The organism is Enterobacter sp. Ap-867 (genome assembly GCF_011752855.1).
GTDB lineage: Bacteria > Pseudomonadota > Gammaproteobacteria > Enterobacterales > Enterobacteriaceae > Cedecea.
Genome location: NZ_VWWS01000005.1, coordinates 335,334 through 350,843 on the forward strand (window position 1 = coordinate 335,334; position 15,510 = coordinate 350,843).

At 55.1% G+C, this 15,510-nt stretch carries 15 protein-coding genes; 9 read left to right on the forward strand and 6 right to left on the reverse strand.

Going from position 1 to position 15,510, the window contains the following annotated elements:
- Window positions 1-150 precede the first annotated feature (150 nt).
- From F3J26_RS14420 to dcuC, 4 genes are all read right to left on the reverse strand, one after another.
- Window positions 151-1,527, reverse strand: coding sequence for a GntP family permease (locus F3J26_RS14420; RefSeq protein ID WP_008456007.1), 1,377 nt, complete (start codon window positions 1,525-1,527; stop codon window positions 151-153).
- Window positions 1,528-1,808: 281 nt separating this feature from the next.
- On the reverse strand, window positions 1,809-1,967 hold the full coding sequence (locus F3J26_RS14425; RefSeq protein ID WP_157141387.1) for a hypothetical protein: 159 nt from the start codon (window positions 1,965-1,967) through the stop codon (window positions 1,809-1,811).
- Between the two features lie 91 nt (window positions 1,968-2,058).
- The gene (rna, locus tag F3J26_RS14430) at window positions 2,059-2,865 is read right to left on the reverse strand and encodes a ribonuclease I (protein ID WP_008456009.1); all 807 of its coding nucleotides are present in this window, start codon (window positions 2,863-2,865) and stop codon (window positions 2,059-2,061) included.
- 87 nt (window positions 2,866-2,952) lie between these two features.
- On the reverse strand, window positions 2,953-4,329 hold the full coding sequence (gene dcuC / locus F3J26_RS14435; RefSeq protein ID WP_008456010.1) for an anaerobic C4-dicarboxylate transporter DcuC: 1,377 nt from the start codon (window positions 4,327-4,329) through the stop codon (window positions 2,953-2,955).
- 407 nt (window positions 4,330-4,736) lie between these two features.
- Here dcuC and F3J26_RS14440 point away from each other — a divergent pair, with 407 nt between their 5' ends.
- The 7 genes from F3J26_RS14440 to cspE all read left to right on the forward strand — a co-directional run bounded on the left by F3J26_RS14440 (window position 4,737) and on the right by cspE (window position 12,613).
- On the forward strand, window positions 4,737-5,150 hold the full coding sequence (locus F3J26_RS14440; protein ID WP_336708397.1) for a DUF2946 domain-containing protein: 414 nt from the start codon (window positions 4,737-4,739) through the stop codon (window positions 5,148-5,150).
- Between the two features lie 66 nt (window positions 5,151-5,216).
- On the forward strand, window positions 5,217-5,594 hold the full coding sequence (locus F3J26_RS14445; protein ID WP_166994523.1) for a copper-binding protein: 378 nt from the start codon (window positions 5,217-5,219) through the stop codon (window positions 5,592-5,594).
- 11 nt (window positions 5,595-5,605) lie between these two features.
- Window positions 5,606-6,862: a TolC family protein gene (locus F3J26_RS14450; protein WP_008456017.1), complete on the forward strand. Its 1,257-nt coding sequence runs from the start codon at window positions 5,606-5,608 to the stop codon at window positions 6,860-6,862.
- Window positions 6,859-8,325: an efflux RND transporter periplasmic adaptor subunit gene (locus F3J26_RS14455; protein ID WP_166994524.1), complete on the forward strand. Its 1,467-nt coding sequence runs from the start codon at window positions 6,859-6,861 to the stop codon at window positions 8,323-8,325. Before F3J26_RS14450 ends, F3J26_RS14455 begins: the two co-directional genes overlap by 4 nt.
- Window positions 8,322-11,441, forward strand: a complete 3,120-nt coding sequence (locus F3J26_RS14460) for an efflux RND transporter permease subunit (RefSeq protein ID WP_008456020.1) — start codon at window positions 8,322-8,324, stop codon at window positions 11,439-11,441. The genes F3J26_RS14455 and F3J26_RS14460 overlap by 4 nt, the downstream gene beginning before the upstream one ends.
- A 197-nt stretch (window positions 11,442-11,638) precedes the next feature.
- Window positions 11,639-12,208, forward strand: a complete 570-nt coding sequence (gene pagP, locus F3J26_RS14465; RefSeq protein WP_166994526.1) for a lipid IV(A) palmitoyltransferase PagP — start codon at window positions 11,639-11,641, stop codon at window positions 12,206-12,208.
- A 195-nt stretch (window positions 12,209-12,403) separates the two neighbouring features.
- Window positions 12,404-12,613 carry a transcription antiterminator/RNA stability regulator CspE gene (gene cspE / locus F3J26_RS14470; protein WP_004100146.1) on the forward strand — a complete coding sequence of 70 codons (210 nt, stop codon included), beginning with the start codon at window positions 12,404-12,406 and terminating at the stop codon, window positions 12,611-12,613.
- A 215-nt stretch (window positions 12,614-12,828) separates the two neighbouring features.
- On the opposite strand, the gene crcB is transcribed toward cspE, so the two are convergent.
- A complete protein-coding gene (gene crcB / locus F3J26_RS14475; RefSeq protein WP_166875870.1) occupies window positions 12,829-13,212 on the reverse strand; it encodes a fluoride efflux transporter CrcB in 384 nt (127 codons plus the stop codon).
- 103 nt (window positions 13,213-13,315) lie between these two features.
- On the opposite strand from crcB, the gene F3J26_RS14480 reads away from it, so the two are divergent.
- Together F3J26_RS14480 and tatE are read left to right on the forward strand one after the other, a co-directional pair.
- Window positions 13,316-14,104: a deaminated glutathione amidase gene (locus tag F3J26_RS14480; RefSeq protein ID WP_166994527.1), complete on the forward strand. Its 789-nt coding sequence runs from the start codon at window positions 13,316-13,318 to the stop codon at window positions 14,102-14,104.
- Between the two features lie 129 nt (window positions 14,105-14,233).
- Entirely contained in the window at window positions 14,234-14,440 is a 207-nt protein-coding gene (tatE, locus tag F3J26_RS14485; RefSeq protein ID WP_008456034.1) for a twin-arginine translocase subunit TatE, read from the forward strand.
- 86 nt (window positions 14,441-14,526) lie between these two features.
- Here tatE and lipA read toward each other — a convergent pair whose 3' ends face one another.
- Window positions 14,527-15,492: a lipoyl synthase gene (gene lipA / locus F3J26_RS14490; RefSeq protein WP_008456035.1), complete on the reverse strand. Its 966-nt coding sequence runs from the start codon at window positions 15,490-15,492 to the stop codon at window positions 14,527-14,529.
- Window positions 15,493-15,510 lie beyond the last annotated feature (18 nt).

Genomic DNA, 15,510 nt, shown 5'->3' on the forward strand with positions numbered 1-15,510 from the left:
TGTAAAAAAGCAGGGCACTCATGTGCTGAAATCGTACAAAGAAAAACCCCCACCGAAACCGGCGAGGGTTGTTCACGTAGGAACGATGATACTGAGCTTAGCCCGGAGTTGAAAGCGAGATCAGTCACATTTTGACTTCCCCCGATTCCCTTACAGAATCACGCTCCCCAGCGCCGCCAGCAGGAAGGCGATGGTGCCGATCAGCGTTTCCATCACGGTCCAGGTTTTCAGCGTCGTTTTCTCATCCATTTCCAGGAAACGCCCCACCAGCCAAAAGCCGGAGTCATTCACGTGAGACAGTACGGTAGCGCCCCCGGCAATCGCGATAACGATAAAGCACAGGTCAAACTGGCTCAGGCCCGTGGTGGCTTCGACCATCGGTGAGACCAGCGCGGCGGTAGTGGTCAGGGCAACGGTGGCTGACCCTTGAGCAACGCGAAGCGCAGTCGAGATAACAAAGGCGGCAACGATAACCGGCATGCCGGTGTCTGAGAGGACGCCAGCCAGCGCGTCACCAATGCCGCTTGCGCGTAGCACGCCGCCGAACATACCGCCCGCTCCGGTCACCAGGATAATGCCGCAAATCGGGCCGAGTGCGCCGTCACATACCTTTTCAAGATGCTGGCGGCTATGTTTGCCGCTGAAGACCATCAGGGCAAAAAAGACGGTAATCAGCAGCGCAATAGGCGTTTTGCCCAGCATGCGCAAGAAGTTCACCAGCGTATTGTCGGCGCTGACCCAGCCGAGCACAGTGGCGGTGTTGAGGCCGGTATCGAGGAAGATCAGCACCAGCGGCATCAGTAAAATTGTCATGACCATGCCGAATGACGGCGGCTGGTGATTCTGATCCACTTCGACTTTACCGAGGAAAGAACTCGGCAGAGGAATATCGAATTTCTTCCCGGCATACAGCCCGAAGAGATAGGCCCCGAGATACCAGGTCGGGATGGCGATAATCAGCCCTACCACAACCAGCAGGCCGATGTTCGCCCCCAGCAGTTCGCTGGCGGCCACCGGGCCTGGATGCGGCGGCAAAAGCGCGTGCATCACCGCAAAAGCACCGGCCGCCGGGAGCGCATATTTCAGCGTTGAGCCGCCGAATTGCTTGGCGACGCTGAAGATGATCGGCAGCATCACCACCAGACCCGCGTCAAAGAAGATCGGGAAGCCAAAAAGCAGTGACGCGACGCCAAGGGCAAAAGGTGCCCGGTGAGCGCCAAAGGTCCCAACCAGGGTGTCCGCCAGCACCTTTGCGCCGCCGGAAATTTCCAACAGGCGGCCAATCATGGCGCCGAGTCCAACTAATAAAGCGACGCCTGCCAGGGTGCTGCCAAAGCCACCCAGGATCGTGGGTACAATTTTGTCGAACGGCACGCCTGTGACGAGTGCCACAATGACGCTGACCAGGGTCAGCGCCAGGAAGGCATGTACGCGAAAGCGCATGATCAATACGAGCAGGAGCACGACGGAACAGGCGGCAATACCCAGCAGGCTTCCTGCGCCTAAACTTGTTGTTATTTCGGTCATTTTATTTCCCCAGTGGCAAATTCTCAGATGAATGCACCAAAAGCGTGTTATTGGGTGATGCTGATACCGGTAACATGATATCGGTAACATCCGGTTGCCTGTAAATGAACTCTGTAATGTTTGTTAACATTCTGGGACGAAGTTCAAACAATCAAAATAATCAGTGCGAAAGGTGAGCGGGGGAATTGTTTGGCTGGGAAAAGTCTGACACGCGCCTGACTTACACCATCAGGGAGCGAAATACTGCGGGGGCCACCGTGTAGCACGGGGCCCGGCGGCTTTTAACGAGCAGGGTGTTCCGCTATCGGCAACAAGAGCTCTTTGAGAATTTCATAGCGCTGCTGCGGCGAGAGCCAGATAAACCCCAGCAGTTTTTGCTGGCTGCCTTCACGCTCGAACTGCGCCCTTAGCTGCAGTAAGTACCGTTTTGTTCTGTTCATGGTCACCTCCAGGTTCGTTACCTGAAGGCTATAACCAAAAAACCGGAACAAATAGTGATGCGATTAATTTTTGACTTCAGTATTTATTCTGTCAGTAGCCAACTGCGTCCAGGCGGAAGCTCTTCCCGCAGTTGCCGGGGTGTTTTTGCGGGGCAAAGGAGGCAGTTTGCAGCGGTTGGTTAATCTTGTCTGCCAGCAGGGAGATCTGCATTTCCGTGAGGTAGGCGGGATTACCGTCACAGGTTAGCTTGATGGCATTCACCGCATCGCTGCCCCAGGTTTGCTTCACGGCTTGGTTAAACGCCTTACGCGTCACCACCTGGCCGTAGTGCTGAGCCAGGAACTGGCCAAAAGCGCTGTGTTTCACTTCTCCATTCAGGCGCACCATCGTGCCGAAGTAATCGTCGGGGTTAAAGCCAAAGCAAACGCCGTGCTTGGCGTATTCGTAGCGCTCCAGGCAGGATTGGCCCCCGGCGCCGGGCATCACGCCGGCCAGCTTTGAGGCCATTTCAACGGAAAGCCCGGTATCCGGCGCGGCGCATTTGTTTGAAGCCCTGGCTTCGGCCATATTCGGCACCGGGCGAGTGGCGCAGCCGTAGCGCATCCAGCGTTTTTCATCGACGCCGCGTGACGCGACAGATTTTGGCAGACCGGGCCAGAGGCCGTGAACGGTCAGGAAGGCACTTTTATCCGCCTGTTCCTGCTGGGCTTTACACTCCGCGGGTTCGTTGCGATTGCGGTCGTGCATGCTCTGACAGAAGCCGGTTTGCCAGGAGAGCGCCAGCACGTAGCGATCAAAATCCCCGTACTGGCTGGGCTGCAGGGCGTCGGCAAACGCAAGTGGACTAAGTAAAAGCGGCGTGCAAAGCAGTAAATGTCGCGGTGTGAAATTCATCATTATTCTCTTATCTGTCCTGGAGGCGGGCTTATTATAGGCATAAAAAAAGCGCCTGATGCAGGCGCTTGAAACAATGATGGCTGCGGGTTAGTGAACGATCGCTGCAGCAGGAACCAGAATCTCCGTGGCGATAATCACCACAATAAGACCGACGGCGACCGGCACAGAGGTACGCTTCACCACCTCGAAAGGTGAGATTTTTGCCATCCCGGCAACGGCCACTACCACGCCGGAAACTGGAGAAATGGTGCGGCCCAGGTTGGAAGCCTGCAGCATCGGAATGGTCAGGTATGCCGGGTTAATCCCGGAAGAGTGAGCCAGTTTCGGGATCATTTCGACGAAGGCATAGAACGGTGCGTTACCGGAGCCGGTGGTCATGGCCGCCAGCATGGTCAGCACCACCAGCACCAGCATCAGAATAATGCTTGCGGAACCAAACGAGGTGGCAATAGAGATCAGGCTTTGAATAAAGCCGATGGTGCTTAAGCCCTGGGCAAAAACGCCGGCGGCAACCAGCAGCATCACCACGTTGGCAAAGGCGTCCGCCATGCCGCGATAGCAAACTTCCATCCCGGAGAAGACGTGCTGCGTATTGAAGCTGCGGAAAAACTCAATCAGCGCGGCAATCAGAATACATATCACCAGGATAGTAATGATATGCAGCTGCGGGCCCCATTTGCCGTCGAAAATGAGTACCCCGACAATCGGCGTAAACGGCAGGATGGCGTAGAAAGCGGGCGCGGAAGTCTGAATTTCACTCACGTCCAGCATTTCGTGGTTGATGTGCTCTTTCTTGTCGAGATAGCGCTGCCAGAAGAAATGCGCGATGGCCATGCTGATGATGGCAGCGATGGAGATAGGAATGGTCGTTTTAAAGGCAAAGTCGACCAGCGACATTTCAGAAGCCTGAGCGGCCAGCACCACGTCTCCGGACGTTGGAGCCAGAATAATCGCCGCCGGGGAAGCGCAAATGGCTGCGGCAGCTCCGCGGCTGATACCAACATTGACCATGACCGGGAACAGCGTAGCCATTAACAGCACCCCAAGCCCGGTTGCGGAAGAGACCGCCAGCGACATCAGGCAGGCGACGAAGTAGGCGGCAATCATCAGTAAGTAAGGCGAGTTGATGAATTTCAGCGGCTTAGAGGCCAGTTTGACCACCACATCGTTGGCGCCGATATGGGTCATGTAGGCGGCAAACCCGCAGAGCATCATGATCATCATGCCAAGATCGCCGCCGCGGCTCATCAGCAGGATTTTGACGTATTCAAAGATGTCCGTGGCGGTGTAGCCGGTGCTTTCCGCGCTGGCGGGCAACACTTTATGCCCCATCAACGCGCTGACGATAAGTAACAATAACCCGCCGACGAACAGCACGCCGGTGGCGGAATAGCCTTTGATGATGTAGCGGGCAACGCCCACAATCACCACGACCCCGATAATAAGTTCCAGAATGGTAAGCATGATATCCCCTGATACGCTAAGGCGCTCTTCGGCGTCCTTACGCTTGCGGCTGTAAGTGGTTTTCTCTCAGAAATTAAAATAGTGATTTTTTACAGGCGACTGTAAAGGGCTAAGAATTTGCCTCAGAACCCGTTTGGAGTTTCTGATAAGCATCAACTTTCGTTGCAACGGATCAACTTTAGGCAAAGCTTTTGTTGGCTGCATTACATTTATCGACGTGGTCGATAAAAAATAAGGCATAAAAATTGTGCGAGTTTTGGCGGTATAACCGGCGATCGGTTATGTAAAAACAATGATTGTTTTGCCTGATTGTTAACGAATGGCTTTTTCGTAAACCAGTTAAAAAAAACTTTAAAACGCGACAGGCTGCCGCCTATACTGCCGATCTCTTTTATGTCGGGGTTTTTATGCTGCACACCTCCCTCTGGTCGACAAGCCGCTGGCGCTTTATCAGGAAGCATCTTTTGATGCTGCTGTTGGCGTTGGGCTGGTTTTTTGTCAACAGTCAGGTGGCGATAGCGTCCTACGATTGCCCGGTTGATATGACCGCTGGCCCCATGGCAGCCCCGCATGCCGACACCATGCAGATGCCTGACAAGGCGATGCAGGCGAAACTCAGTAACCCGCTGTGTGAAAAACACTGCGTGCCTGACGTAATGCAAAAAGACAACGGGCACAGCTCGCTGGTGGCGTTACCGGTTGCAGATACCCTTGCGCTGGTTGAGCCTCAGTGTTCAACGGTCGTTGAATCCGCCCCTTATGTTACCCCTCCCGCAACAGGACCTCCGGCAACCATTCGTTTTTGCCGCTTTAGAGAATAACTCCAGCACCGTCAATGTTTTGGGGCTTTGCCCATTCCCTTTTTGACTGTGTTTTGGAGATAAATCATGTTTAACGCTATTCGTTCTGCTGCGGCCGGTGCGCTGCTTGTTGTTGCCGCTTTCCCTGCTTTTTCCGCTGAAACTTCCCACGATATGTCCTCTATGAAGGGGATGTCTGACATGCCTGGCATGACGATGTCTTCTGATGCGACTTCGGCGATCAAGGTCTACAAAACCGAAGGCGTGGTGAAGACCATCACCGCCGATAGCGTGTCTATTGCCCATCATCCCGTCGCCGAGCTTGGCTGGCCAGCCATGACGATGACGTTCACTTTGCCGAAAGACGGTTCGCTGCCGGCGTTTAAGGTGGGGGAGAAGATTGCCTTCTCTTTCACCCAGCATGCGGCCGGGTATCAGCTGGCTTCCGCAACCCCGCTTAACTAACCGAGGTTGCTATGAAACAACACACCCTGAGCCTCTGGCTTGGTGGAGTGCTGTTGGCTACGTCTGTCTCCGCCGCTCAGGCGGCGGAGCTCAGCCTGCAACAGACTCTGCTGGCCGCCGAGCACTATTCTGCGGCGCTGTCCGCCAACCGTAATCAGAGCGATGCGCTGAACGCCATGGCTGACTCTGCCCGGCAATTGCCCGATCCAAAGCTGAAGTTTGGTATCGAAAACGTGCCGGTGGGGGGAAGTAATAACCATCGCTTTAGCCGTGACGGCATGACCATGCAGCGTATCGGCATCATGCAGGACTACGTCAGCGAAGATAAACGCGACCGTAAAGCGGACACTATTCTGGCGCAGTCGGCCAGTAGCCAGGCCAAAGCGGAGGTGATTCGCGCCAATCTTCAGCGCGATACCGCGCAGGCGTGGCTGGATCTTGCTTTATCTGAGCGAGTGCTGACGGCTGCCCGTAAGCTGGTGAGCGAAACCGAGCGGCAGATTGGCGTCCAGAAAGCCACCGTGGCCAGCGGCAGCTCGCCCGCTTCCGGCGTGGTAGATATCCGTATGACGCTGCTCTCCATGCAGGACAAAGTCACGCTTGCCGAGCGGGATGTCACCCTGGCGCAGACCCGGCTTCTGCAGCTGACCGGGCAGACGGTCGATAGCGTGGTGGGGACATTGCCCCGCTACCAGCGGTTACCGGCCGATCCGGCAGTGCTTGAAGAAGGCGTGATGCAGCATCCGGAGGTGATTGAAGCCGCCCGTGAAGCCGACGTTGCTCGTGCGAAATCAGCCCAGTCCGCCGTAGCCGCTAAACCTGATGTTGGGATTGAGGTGTATTACGGACGCCGCGCTGAAGGTTATGACGATATGGCGGGCGTGATGTTCACCGTCGATCTGCCTCTGTTTAAGCCTCAGCGGCAGGATAAAGATTACTCCGCCGACGTTTCCCGTGCGATGGAAGCGAACGATCAACTGGCACTGGCTCGTCGGGAGCGTGTTGCGCTGGTTCACTCGCTGGTGGCTAATTACCAGGCTGCGCAAAGCGTCTGGCAGCGGCAGCAGGATCAGGCTTTACCGCTTCAGCGCCAGCGCCTGTCTCTGCTGGCGTCGCAGTACCGCGCCGGACAATCCTCTCTGACTGAGCTGCTGGCCGCTCGCCGGGATCTTCTGGACACCGAGCTGACCGCCAGCAGTGCGGAAAAAGCCGTGGCCACCAACTGGGCGGCGATCCGCTACCTTACGCCTCAGGATGTTAACCAATGAAAAAATCACTCACTTTTTCCCTGTTGGCAGGGGCGGTTGTTGCCGCGCTGGCCGCGGGATATTACGCCGGGAAGCAGCCAACCTTTCACCAACATGCCGAAGCTCAGCCCCAGCAGGAAAGCGGCCGCAAAGTGCTTTATTGGTACGATCCTATGGTGCCCGGTCAGCGGTTCGACAAGCCGGGGAAATCGCCGTTTATGGATATGGCGCTGGTCCCGCGCTATGCCGATGAAGTGGCCAACGATGGCGGCGTGACGGTCAGCAACCGCCAGCAGCAAAACCTGGGCATTAAGACTGCCGCCGTTGAGCGCAAGGCTCTGAGCGTGCCGTTCGCCGCTTTTGCCACCGTAACGCTGGACGAACGCAGCGTACAAATCATCCCGGCCAGCGCTAACGGTATTGTGGAAACGCTGTATGTCAAAGCCCCTCAGCAGTACGTGAAAGCCGGGGAACCGTTGGCGCAGCTGTGGTTCCCGGAATGGACCGCCGCACAGCAGGAGTTTCTGGCGGTGCGCAAGCTGGGAGACAGCGCTTTAACCGCGGCGGCCAGAGAGCGGCTGCAGCTGCAGTTTATGCCCACGGAAGTGATTCGCCAGGTTGAGCGCAGCGGCAAGCCGCAAACCCGCGTTACCGTTCGCGCAAAGCTTGCCGGGTATGTAAATAAACTGGAGGCGCGGGAAGGGCAACAGGTGACCGCGAATGCCCCGCTGTTCGAAGTGGCAAGCCTTGATTCCGTCTGGATTGTGGTGGATTACCCGCAGTCCCAGGCTCAGGCATTGCAGCCGGGAAGCGAGATTGTGGCGACCGCCGACAGCTGGCCTGGAGAGGTATTCCACGGGCGAGTAAGCGAACTGCTGCCGAACCTCGAAACCACCACCCGCACGCTGAAGGCGCGCATTGTGCTGGATAATCCGCAAATGAAGCTCAAGCCCGGCATGTACCTCAGTGTGCATCTGGCAAATCAGCAGCCCCGCGCCGCGGTTCTGGCCGTGCCGGAGGAGTCGCTGATTGAAACCGGAAGCCAAAGCCGGGTGCTGGTTGCCGAAGACGGCGGCCATTTCCGCCCGGTGAACGTGGTGCCGGGCATCAGCGACAAGGGCTGGGTGGAGATTCGTTCCGGGCTGAATGAGGGCGAGAAAGTGGTCACTTCCGGCCAGTTCCTTATCGACTCAGAGGCGAGCCTGCGCAGCGCGTTGCCTGAAACAGACGCTCAGCCAAAAGCGCCGCCTACAGCAAAGACCTACGACGGCGAAGGCGTGGTCAAAGCGGTGAGCGCGGACGCTATTACTATTGCCCATCATCCTATCCCCGCGCTGAACTGGGGCGCTATGGTGATGCCTTTCGCGCTGACATCGCCGACCAGCCTGAAACCGGGTGATGCAGTCATGTTCAGCTTTACAATGGACGATGAAAAAGGGGTCGTTATTACTCACCTGATGCCGATGGCGGGGGCGCACAAATGATTGCCGCCGTTATTCGCTGGTCGCTTAAAAATCGTCTGCTGGTGGTGCTGGCCGCCATCATTATGGCGGCGTGGGGGCTTTGGTCGCTGCAGAGAGCGCCGCTGGATGCGCTGCCGGATCTCTCCGACGTGCAGGTGATTGTGCGGGTCAGCTACCCGGGCAAAGCGCCACAAATCGTGGAGGATCAGGTCACCTATCCGCTGACCACCACCATGCTGTCCGTTCCGGGAGCCAAAACGGTGCGTGGCTTCTCCATGTTTGGCGATTCTTATGTCTACATTCTGTTCGATGATGGGACCGATCCTTACTGGGCCCGTTCCAGGGTACTTGAATACCTGAGCCAGGTGCAGTCTCAGCTGCCGCCGGAGGCTAAAGCCTCGCTGGGGCCAGATGCTACCGGGGTTGGCTGGGTATACGAATATGCGTTGGTGGACAGAACCGGCAAGCACAGCCTGGCGGATCTGCGAGCTCTTCAGGACTGGACGCTGAAGTTTGAGTTGAAAACCGTGCCCAACGTCTCTGAGGTGGCAAGCGTCGGCGGCATGGTGCGTCAGTACCAGATTGTGCTCGATCCGGAGCGCATGAAGGCGCTGAATATTACCCATGAGCAGATCATTAACGCGGTGAAAAGCGCCAACCAGGAAGGCGGTGGTTCGGTGATCGAGATGGGCGAAGCCGAGTATATGGTGCGGACCTCTGGCTATCTCAAAAATCTGGATGACTTCAAGCAGGTGGTTATCACCAGCCGGGACGGCGTGCCGGTGCTGCTTTCCGATGTCGCTTCCGTGAGGCTTGGGCCTGAAATTCGTCGGGGCGTGGCGGAGTTTAACGGTGAAGGCGAAGTCGCGGGTGGCATTATCGTGATGCGCTACGGCAAAAACGCCCTTGAAACGATTAACGCGGTAAAAGCAAAGCTGGCTCAGCTGCAGAAGAGTTTGCCCGCCGGCGTTGAAATTGTGCCGGTGTACGACCGCTCGCACCTGATTGAAAGCGCGATTGAAACGCTCTCCCACAAGCTGCTGGAAGAGTTTATCGTGGTCGCCATTATTTGTTCGCTGTTCCTGTTCCACTTCCGCTCTGCGCTGGTGGCTATTATTACTTTGCCGCTGGGGATTTTAGGGGCGTTTATCGTCATGCATTACCAGGGCGTGAACGCCAATATCATGTCGCTGGGCGGGATAGCAATTGCCATTGGCGCGATGGTCGACGCGGCGATAGTGATGATTGAAAACATGCACAAAGTGCTTGAGCAGTGGCGGCACGATCATCCGGGAGAGCAGCCGCGCAGCGAAGATTACTGGCAAATTTCCCAGCAGGCGGCGGTAGAAGTGGGGCCGGCATTATTTTGCAGCCTGCTGATTATTACCCTGTCGTTTATCCCGGTGTTCTCTCTTGAAGCGCAGGAGGGAAGGATGTTTTCGCCGCTGGCCTTCACCAAGACTTATTCTATGGCGGTGGCCGCGGGGCTGGGAATTACGCTGGTGCCGGTGCTGATGGGCTGGTTTATTCGCGGCAAGATCCCCGATGAAAAGGCCAACCCGATTAACCGCTGGCTGATTGCGGCCTACGAGCCTGTACTGGAAAAGGTGCTCGACAGGCCGAAAACCACGCTTGCGGTAGCCGGTGTGTTGCTGGTCGCCACGCTTTGGCCGCTGAGCAAACTGGGCAGCGAATTTATGCCGCCGCTGGATGAGGGGGATTTACTGTATATGCCTTCCACGTTGCCAGGTATTTCGGCGCGTGAGGCAGGACGATTGCTGCAGCAGACCGATCGCCTGATCAAAACGGTGCCGGAAGTTGAAACCGTTTTTGGCAAAGCGGGACGCGCCGAAACGGCCACCGACCCTGCGCCGCTAACAATGATTGAAACCACCATTCGCTTTAAGCCACGCGACCAGTGGCGGCCGGGAATGACGATGGACAAGCTGGTGAATGAGCTGGACAGCGTGGTGAAGGTGCCGGGCATTGCCAACGTGTGGGTGCCGCCTATTCGTAACCGACTGGACATGCTGGCCACCGGGATTAAAAGTCCGGTTGGGATAAAGGTGAACGGCAATAATATTGCCGCCATTGAGTCGGTTGCCGAGCAGATTGAACATGTGGTCAAGCAGGTGCCGGGTGTGACGTCCGCGCTGGCTGAGCGCCTGGGCGGCGGGCGCTATGTGGACATTGACATCGACAGGCGTAAAGCGGCGCGCTATGGCGTTTCGGTTAAAGAACTGCAGTCGCTGGTTGCCACGGTTATCGGGGGGGAAAACATGGGTGAAACTATCGAAGGGCGTGAGCGTTTCCCAATAAATGTGCGCTACCCGCGTGAACTGCGCGATAACCTGCAGAAACTGCGTGATTTACCGGTTATTACCTCCAACGGCAGCCAGGTGGCGCTTTCTGAGCTGGCAAATATTGCGATTACAGAAGGGCCGCCGATGCTGAAAAGCGAAAATGCGCGTCTTTCAAACTGGATCTATGTCGATCTGCGTGGCCGTGATTTGAAGTCCGCCGTGGAGGATATGCAGCGTGCGGTGGCCGAGCAGGTGAAATTGCCTGAAGGCGTTTCTCTTTCATGGTCAGGGCAGTTTGAATACCTGGAACGTGCGACGGCGAAATTAAAAGTTGTTCTGCCTTTTACCTTGTTAATCATATTTGTACTGTTATATGTCACCTTCTCGCGAGTGAAGGATGCGCTATTAATTATGGGGACTTTACCGTTCTCGCTAATTGGCGGCGTGTGGCTGCTTTACCTGTTGGGATATAACCTGTCGGTGGCCGGAGCCGTAGGCTTTATTGCCCTGGCGGGAGTTGCCGCTGAATTTGGCGTGATCATGGTACTTTATTTAAACCAGGCACTGACTAAGCATCAAAAAGCCGATGAGGTACAGGATGACGGTATGCTGCGGCGCGCCATTCACGAGGGGGCTGTCCTGCGCGTCAGGCCAAAGGTGATGACGGTGGCCACTATTATGGCAGGTTTACTGCCGATTATGTGGGGCAACGGGACCGGATCGGAAGTGATGCGACGTATTGCCGCCCCGATGATTGGGGGGATGGTGACGGCGCCATTGCTGTCGATGCTGGTTATCCCTGCGGTATATATGCTGATTAAAAAACGGAAATAAGTGTTGTTCGCCGGAGCGGATATAGTTATGCGCTCTGGCTTGCAATTTTATTCAACGTTGTCTGGCATCTGTTTGGGAATTCAGCGTATTGACAACAGGCAGTGGACAATTTTCTTTACAAGTCATGTGCTGATTTAGCCTTCATTGAGATATAATTCAGTAAGGTACCTGTCGAATTTTAATATGGTAATAAAGACGTGACTTACGCAAATAAACTGTTCTCAATTTTGATTTTTGTTTGCACGCTTGGGTTGAGCGCTTCTGCTGCTGCGGAAGGCGGCTTTTTCAGCAATGCATGGGAAACTTTCTCGGGCCAGGTGTCTGAAACCTGGAGTGAGCCAGAACACTACGATCTTTACGTGCCGGCGATTACCTGGCACGCCCGCTTTGCCTATGACAAAGAAAAAACGGATCGCTACAACGAGCGGCCGTGGGGTGCAGGTTTTGGCCAGTCCCGCTGGGATGAAAATGGTAACTGGAACGGCATCTATTTGATGGCGTTCAAGGACTCCTTCAATAAGTGGGAGCCAATCGGCGGCTATGGTTGGGAGAAAACCTGGCGCCCGCTGAGCGATGATAATTTCCATTTAGGGTTGGGGTACACCGTCGGGGTTACTGCTCGCGACAACTGGAAATACATCCCAATTCCGGTAGTGCTGCCGCTGGCGTCTATTGGCTACGGCCCGGCAACCTTCCAGATGACCTACATTCCAGGCACCTATAACAACGGTAACGTCTACTTCGCGTGGATGCGTTTCCAGTTCTGATTTTGTCGGCCTGAAGCCGGTGAAAACTGAGGGTTTTTATACCCCTTAAAAAACAAGGTGTAATGTGCAAGCTAGTAAAAAGTTAGCGACTTTTATCACTTTTTAGCAATTCTGGACTGGACAAAAGCCACCACAATTGTTGTACTGATGCCCGACACAGCATTTGTGTCGTTTTTTCATGTAAAGGTAATTTTGATGTCTAAGATTAAAGGTAACGTTAAGTGGTTTAATGAATCCAAAGGCTTCGGCTTCATTACTCCGGAAGATGGCAGCAAAGACGTGTTCGTACACTTCTCTGCAATCCAGAGCAATGGTTTCAAAACCCTGGCTGAAGGCCAGCGCGTTGAGTTTGAAATCACTAACGGTGCCAAAGGCCCTTCTGCTGCAAACGTAATGCCTATCTAAGTCATTACCAGTAGAATATAAAAACCCGCCAAGGCGGGTTTTTTTTTGCCTGTGATTTTAGGCAAACAGATAGGTTTTCAAAAACAGCCCAACGATAACGACGCTTATCAGCACGCTCGCCCAGCCGGTTATTTGCTTTTTCATTGCCCGCTCCCCCAAAGATATGGCTGGGATAGTGGCAGAGAAAAATTAAGCTAACATTAACGCTTCAGGGCTTATTGGGTCACGAAGAGAGAAACCAGCCAAAATGCGAGCGCGGTCATGATAAACGAGCCGGCCAGGTTGAGCAGGACGTTCATGCTGGCCCACATCAATCGCCCATCCTGCAGCAGCAAAACCACTTCCGCAGAAAACGTCGAAAACGTGGTCAGGCCGCCGCAGAAACCGGTGGTTATCAGCAACTTCCACATCGGATCGACGTTGCTGAAGCGGCTGAACAGCGCCAGCCCAAGGCCGATGATAAACGCCCCGGTCAGGTTAGCGATTAGCGTCCCGATGGGGATCCCCATATGCAGGGGATTGAACTTCATACTAAGAAACCAGCGTGCTACGCTGCCCATCCCGCCGCCGATAAAGACGGCGAATAGCATCTGAATCACGGTTAATCCTTATTAAACATCAACAATGGGAAAAGTGTAGCGTTCAGGTCGGGAGATTTATACCCAATGTGCTGTAATTAATCCTTTGAACGGCGAGGCGAATATGAAGGTGGCGGTCGGGCAGTTTGTGGTGGGGCCAGTCTGGCAGGAAAATGCGACGACCTGCGTCAGTCTTATGGCGCAAGCGGCGGCCAAAGAGGCCGATTTGTTAGTCTTACCCGAAGCGGTGCTAGCCCGGAGTGATACTGACCCGGATATGTCAGTCAAGTCCGCCCAGAAGCTGGATGACGGCTATGTACAACAGCTGCGGGCTGAAAGCCGGAAGAACGAGATGACAACGGTGCTAACGCTGCATGTCCCTACCCGTGATGGACGGGCGGCAAACACTCTGCTGGCCATTCGTGGCGGTGAGATTGTGGCGAGCTACCAGAAGGTTCATCTGTATGACGCTTTCAGCGTGCAGGAATCTAAGCAGGTGGATGCCGGAGCAAGCCTGGCCCCCTTGATTAAGGTTGCCGGCATGAACGTCGGGCTGATGACCTGCTACGATCTTCGTTTTCCTGACATGGCGTTGAGCCTGGCGCTTAGCGGAGCAGAAGTGCTGGTTTTGCCTGCAGCGTGGCTAAAAGGGCCGCATAAAGAGGCTCACTGGGCGACACTGCTCGCCGCTCGCGCGCTGGATTCAACCTGCTACATGGTTGCTTCCGGGGAGTGCGGCAATAAAAATATCGGCCAGAGCCGAATCATTGACTCGCTGGGCGTGACCGTCGCGGCAGCAGCCGAGGTGCCTGCGCTGATTTTTGCCGAGATGACAGCAGAGCGAGTGCTGGACGTAAGGCAAATGCTGCCGGTGCTGCGTAACCGCCGGTTTGCGCCACCGCAAATGTTATGATGCTTTTTTAATCAAATCTTGATTCACCTTGTTACAGATTGCTATTGTGTCGCGCGGACAAATGTCCGTTAATGCAATCAGGTCTTTTATTCGCCGTTGCCACGGCACGCATCACAAAAGAAGGTAGGTATGGGAGAGATTAGTATTACTAAGCTGCTGGTTGTCGGCGCGCTGATCGTATTGCTGTTTGGTACCAAGAAGCTGCGCACGCTGGGCGGCGATCTCGGTTCTGCCATCAAAGGCTTTAAGAAAGCGATGGCTGAAGACGACAATGGCAAAAAGCCCGATACCGAAGCTGAAGCCGCTGCAGAGCAACGCATCGTTCATAAAGACTGAACGACGACGGCAAAATAAAAAAACCGGCTCAGAATGGCCGGTTTTTTTATGAATGTCAGTTTATAAGTAACAAGATGTAACCAGCATTACTTCACTTCCATCCCTTTTGCCTGCAGGTCCGCATGGTAAGAGGAGCGAACAAACGGGCCACAGGCGGCGTGGGTGAAGCCCATGGCCAGCGCTTCGGCTTTCATCTCTTCAAACTCATCCGGGCTAACGTAACGCTGTACCGGCAAGTGGTGACGACTTGGCTGGAGATACTGGCCCAGCGTCAGCATGGTTACGCCGTGACGACGCAGGTCGCGCATCACTTCGATGATCTCTTCGTTCGTTTCACCCAGGCCCACCATCAGGCCGGACTTGGTTGGAATATTCGGATGAGCTTCTTTAAAGCGCTCAAGCAGCTTCAGAGACCAGTTGTAGTCAGCACCTGGGCGGACGTTGCGGTAGACGCGCGGTACGTTTTCCAGGTTGTGGTTGAACACGTCCGGCGGCGTTGCGGTCAGAATATCCAGCGCACGGTCCATACGCCCACGGAAGTCAGGCACCAGCGTCTCGATTTTGATGGTCGGGTTCTTTTCGCGAATAGCGCGGATGCAGTCAGCAAAGTGCTGGGCACCGCCGTCGCGAAGATCGTCCCGGTCAACGGAGGTAATTACGACGTAACGCAGACCCATATCGGCGATGGTCTGTGCCAGTTTTTCGGGCTCGTTAGCATCTGGCGCAACAGGGCGACCGTGTGCGACGTCGCAGAATGGGCAGCGGCGGGTACAAATTGCGCCCAGAATCATGAAGGTCGCGGTGCCGTGGTTAAAACATTCAGCGAGGTTAGGGCAGGAAGCTTCTTCGCAAACGGAGTGCAGACCATTTTTGCGCATCGCCGCTTTAATGCCCTGGATACGGGTTGAGTCAGACGGGAGTTTGATTTTCATCCATTCTGGTTTTCTCAACAGCTCCTGGCGCTCTGTCGCCACGTTTTTAACCGGGATCAGAGCCATTTTATCGGCGTCGCGGTATTTAACGCCGCGTTCCATCACAATGGGTTTGCTCATAGGGTGCGTGTTCCAGTT

Coding starts and splice junctions, on each gene's coding strand:
- rna (WP_008456009.1), bottom strand. CDS start 2,865: ATGATGAATTTCACACCGCGACATTTACTGCTTTGCACGCCGCTTTTA.
- F3J26_RS14450 (WP_008456017.1), top strand. CDS start 5,606: ATGAAACAACACACCCTGAGCCTCTGGCTTGGTGGAGTGCTGTTGGCT.
- F3J26_RS14425 (WP_157141387.1), bottom strand. CDS start 1,967: ATGAACAGAACAAAACGGTACTTACTGCAGCTAAGGGCGCAGTTCGAG.
- F3J26_RS14455 (WP_166994524.1), top strand. CDS start 6,859: ATGAAAAAATCACTCACTTTTTCCCTGTTGGCAGGGGCGGTTGTTGCC.
- F3J26_RS14460 (WP_008456020.1), top strand. CDS start 8,322: ATGATTGCCGCCGTTATTCGCTGGTCGCTTAAAAATCGTCTGCTGGTG.
- cspE (WP_004100146.1), top strand. CDS start 12,404: ATGTCTAAGATTAAAGGTAACGTTAAGTGGTTTAATGAATCCAAAGGC.
- F3J26_RS14420 (WP_008456007.1), bottom strand. CDS start 1,527: ATGACCGAAATAACAACAAGTTTAGGCGCAGGAAGCCTGCTGGGTATT.
- F3J26_RS14440 (WP_336708397.1), top strand. CDS start 4,737: ATGCTGCACACCTCCCTCTGGTCGACAAGCCGCTGGCGCTTTATCAGG.
- F3J26_RS14445 (WP_166994523.1), top strand. CDS start 5,217: ATGTTTAACGCTATTCGTTCTGCTGCGGCCGGTGCGCTGCTTGTTGTT.
- tatE (WP_008456034.1), top strand. CDS start 14,234: ATGGGAGAGATTAGTATTACTAAGCTGCTGGTTGTCGGCGCGCTGATC.
- lipA (WP_008456035.1), bottom strand. CDS start 15,492: ATGAGCAAACCCATTGTGATGGAACGCGGCGTTAAATACCGCGACGCC.
- dcuC (WP_008456010.1), bottom strand. CDS start 4,329: ATGCTTACCATTCTGGAACTTATTATCGGGGTCGTGGTGATTGTGGGC.
- F3J26_RS14480 (WP_166994527.1), top strand. CDS start 13,316: ATGAAGGTGGCGGTCGGGCAGTTTGTGGTGGGGCCAGTCTGGCAGGAA.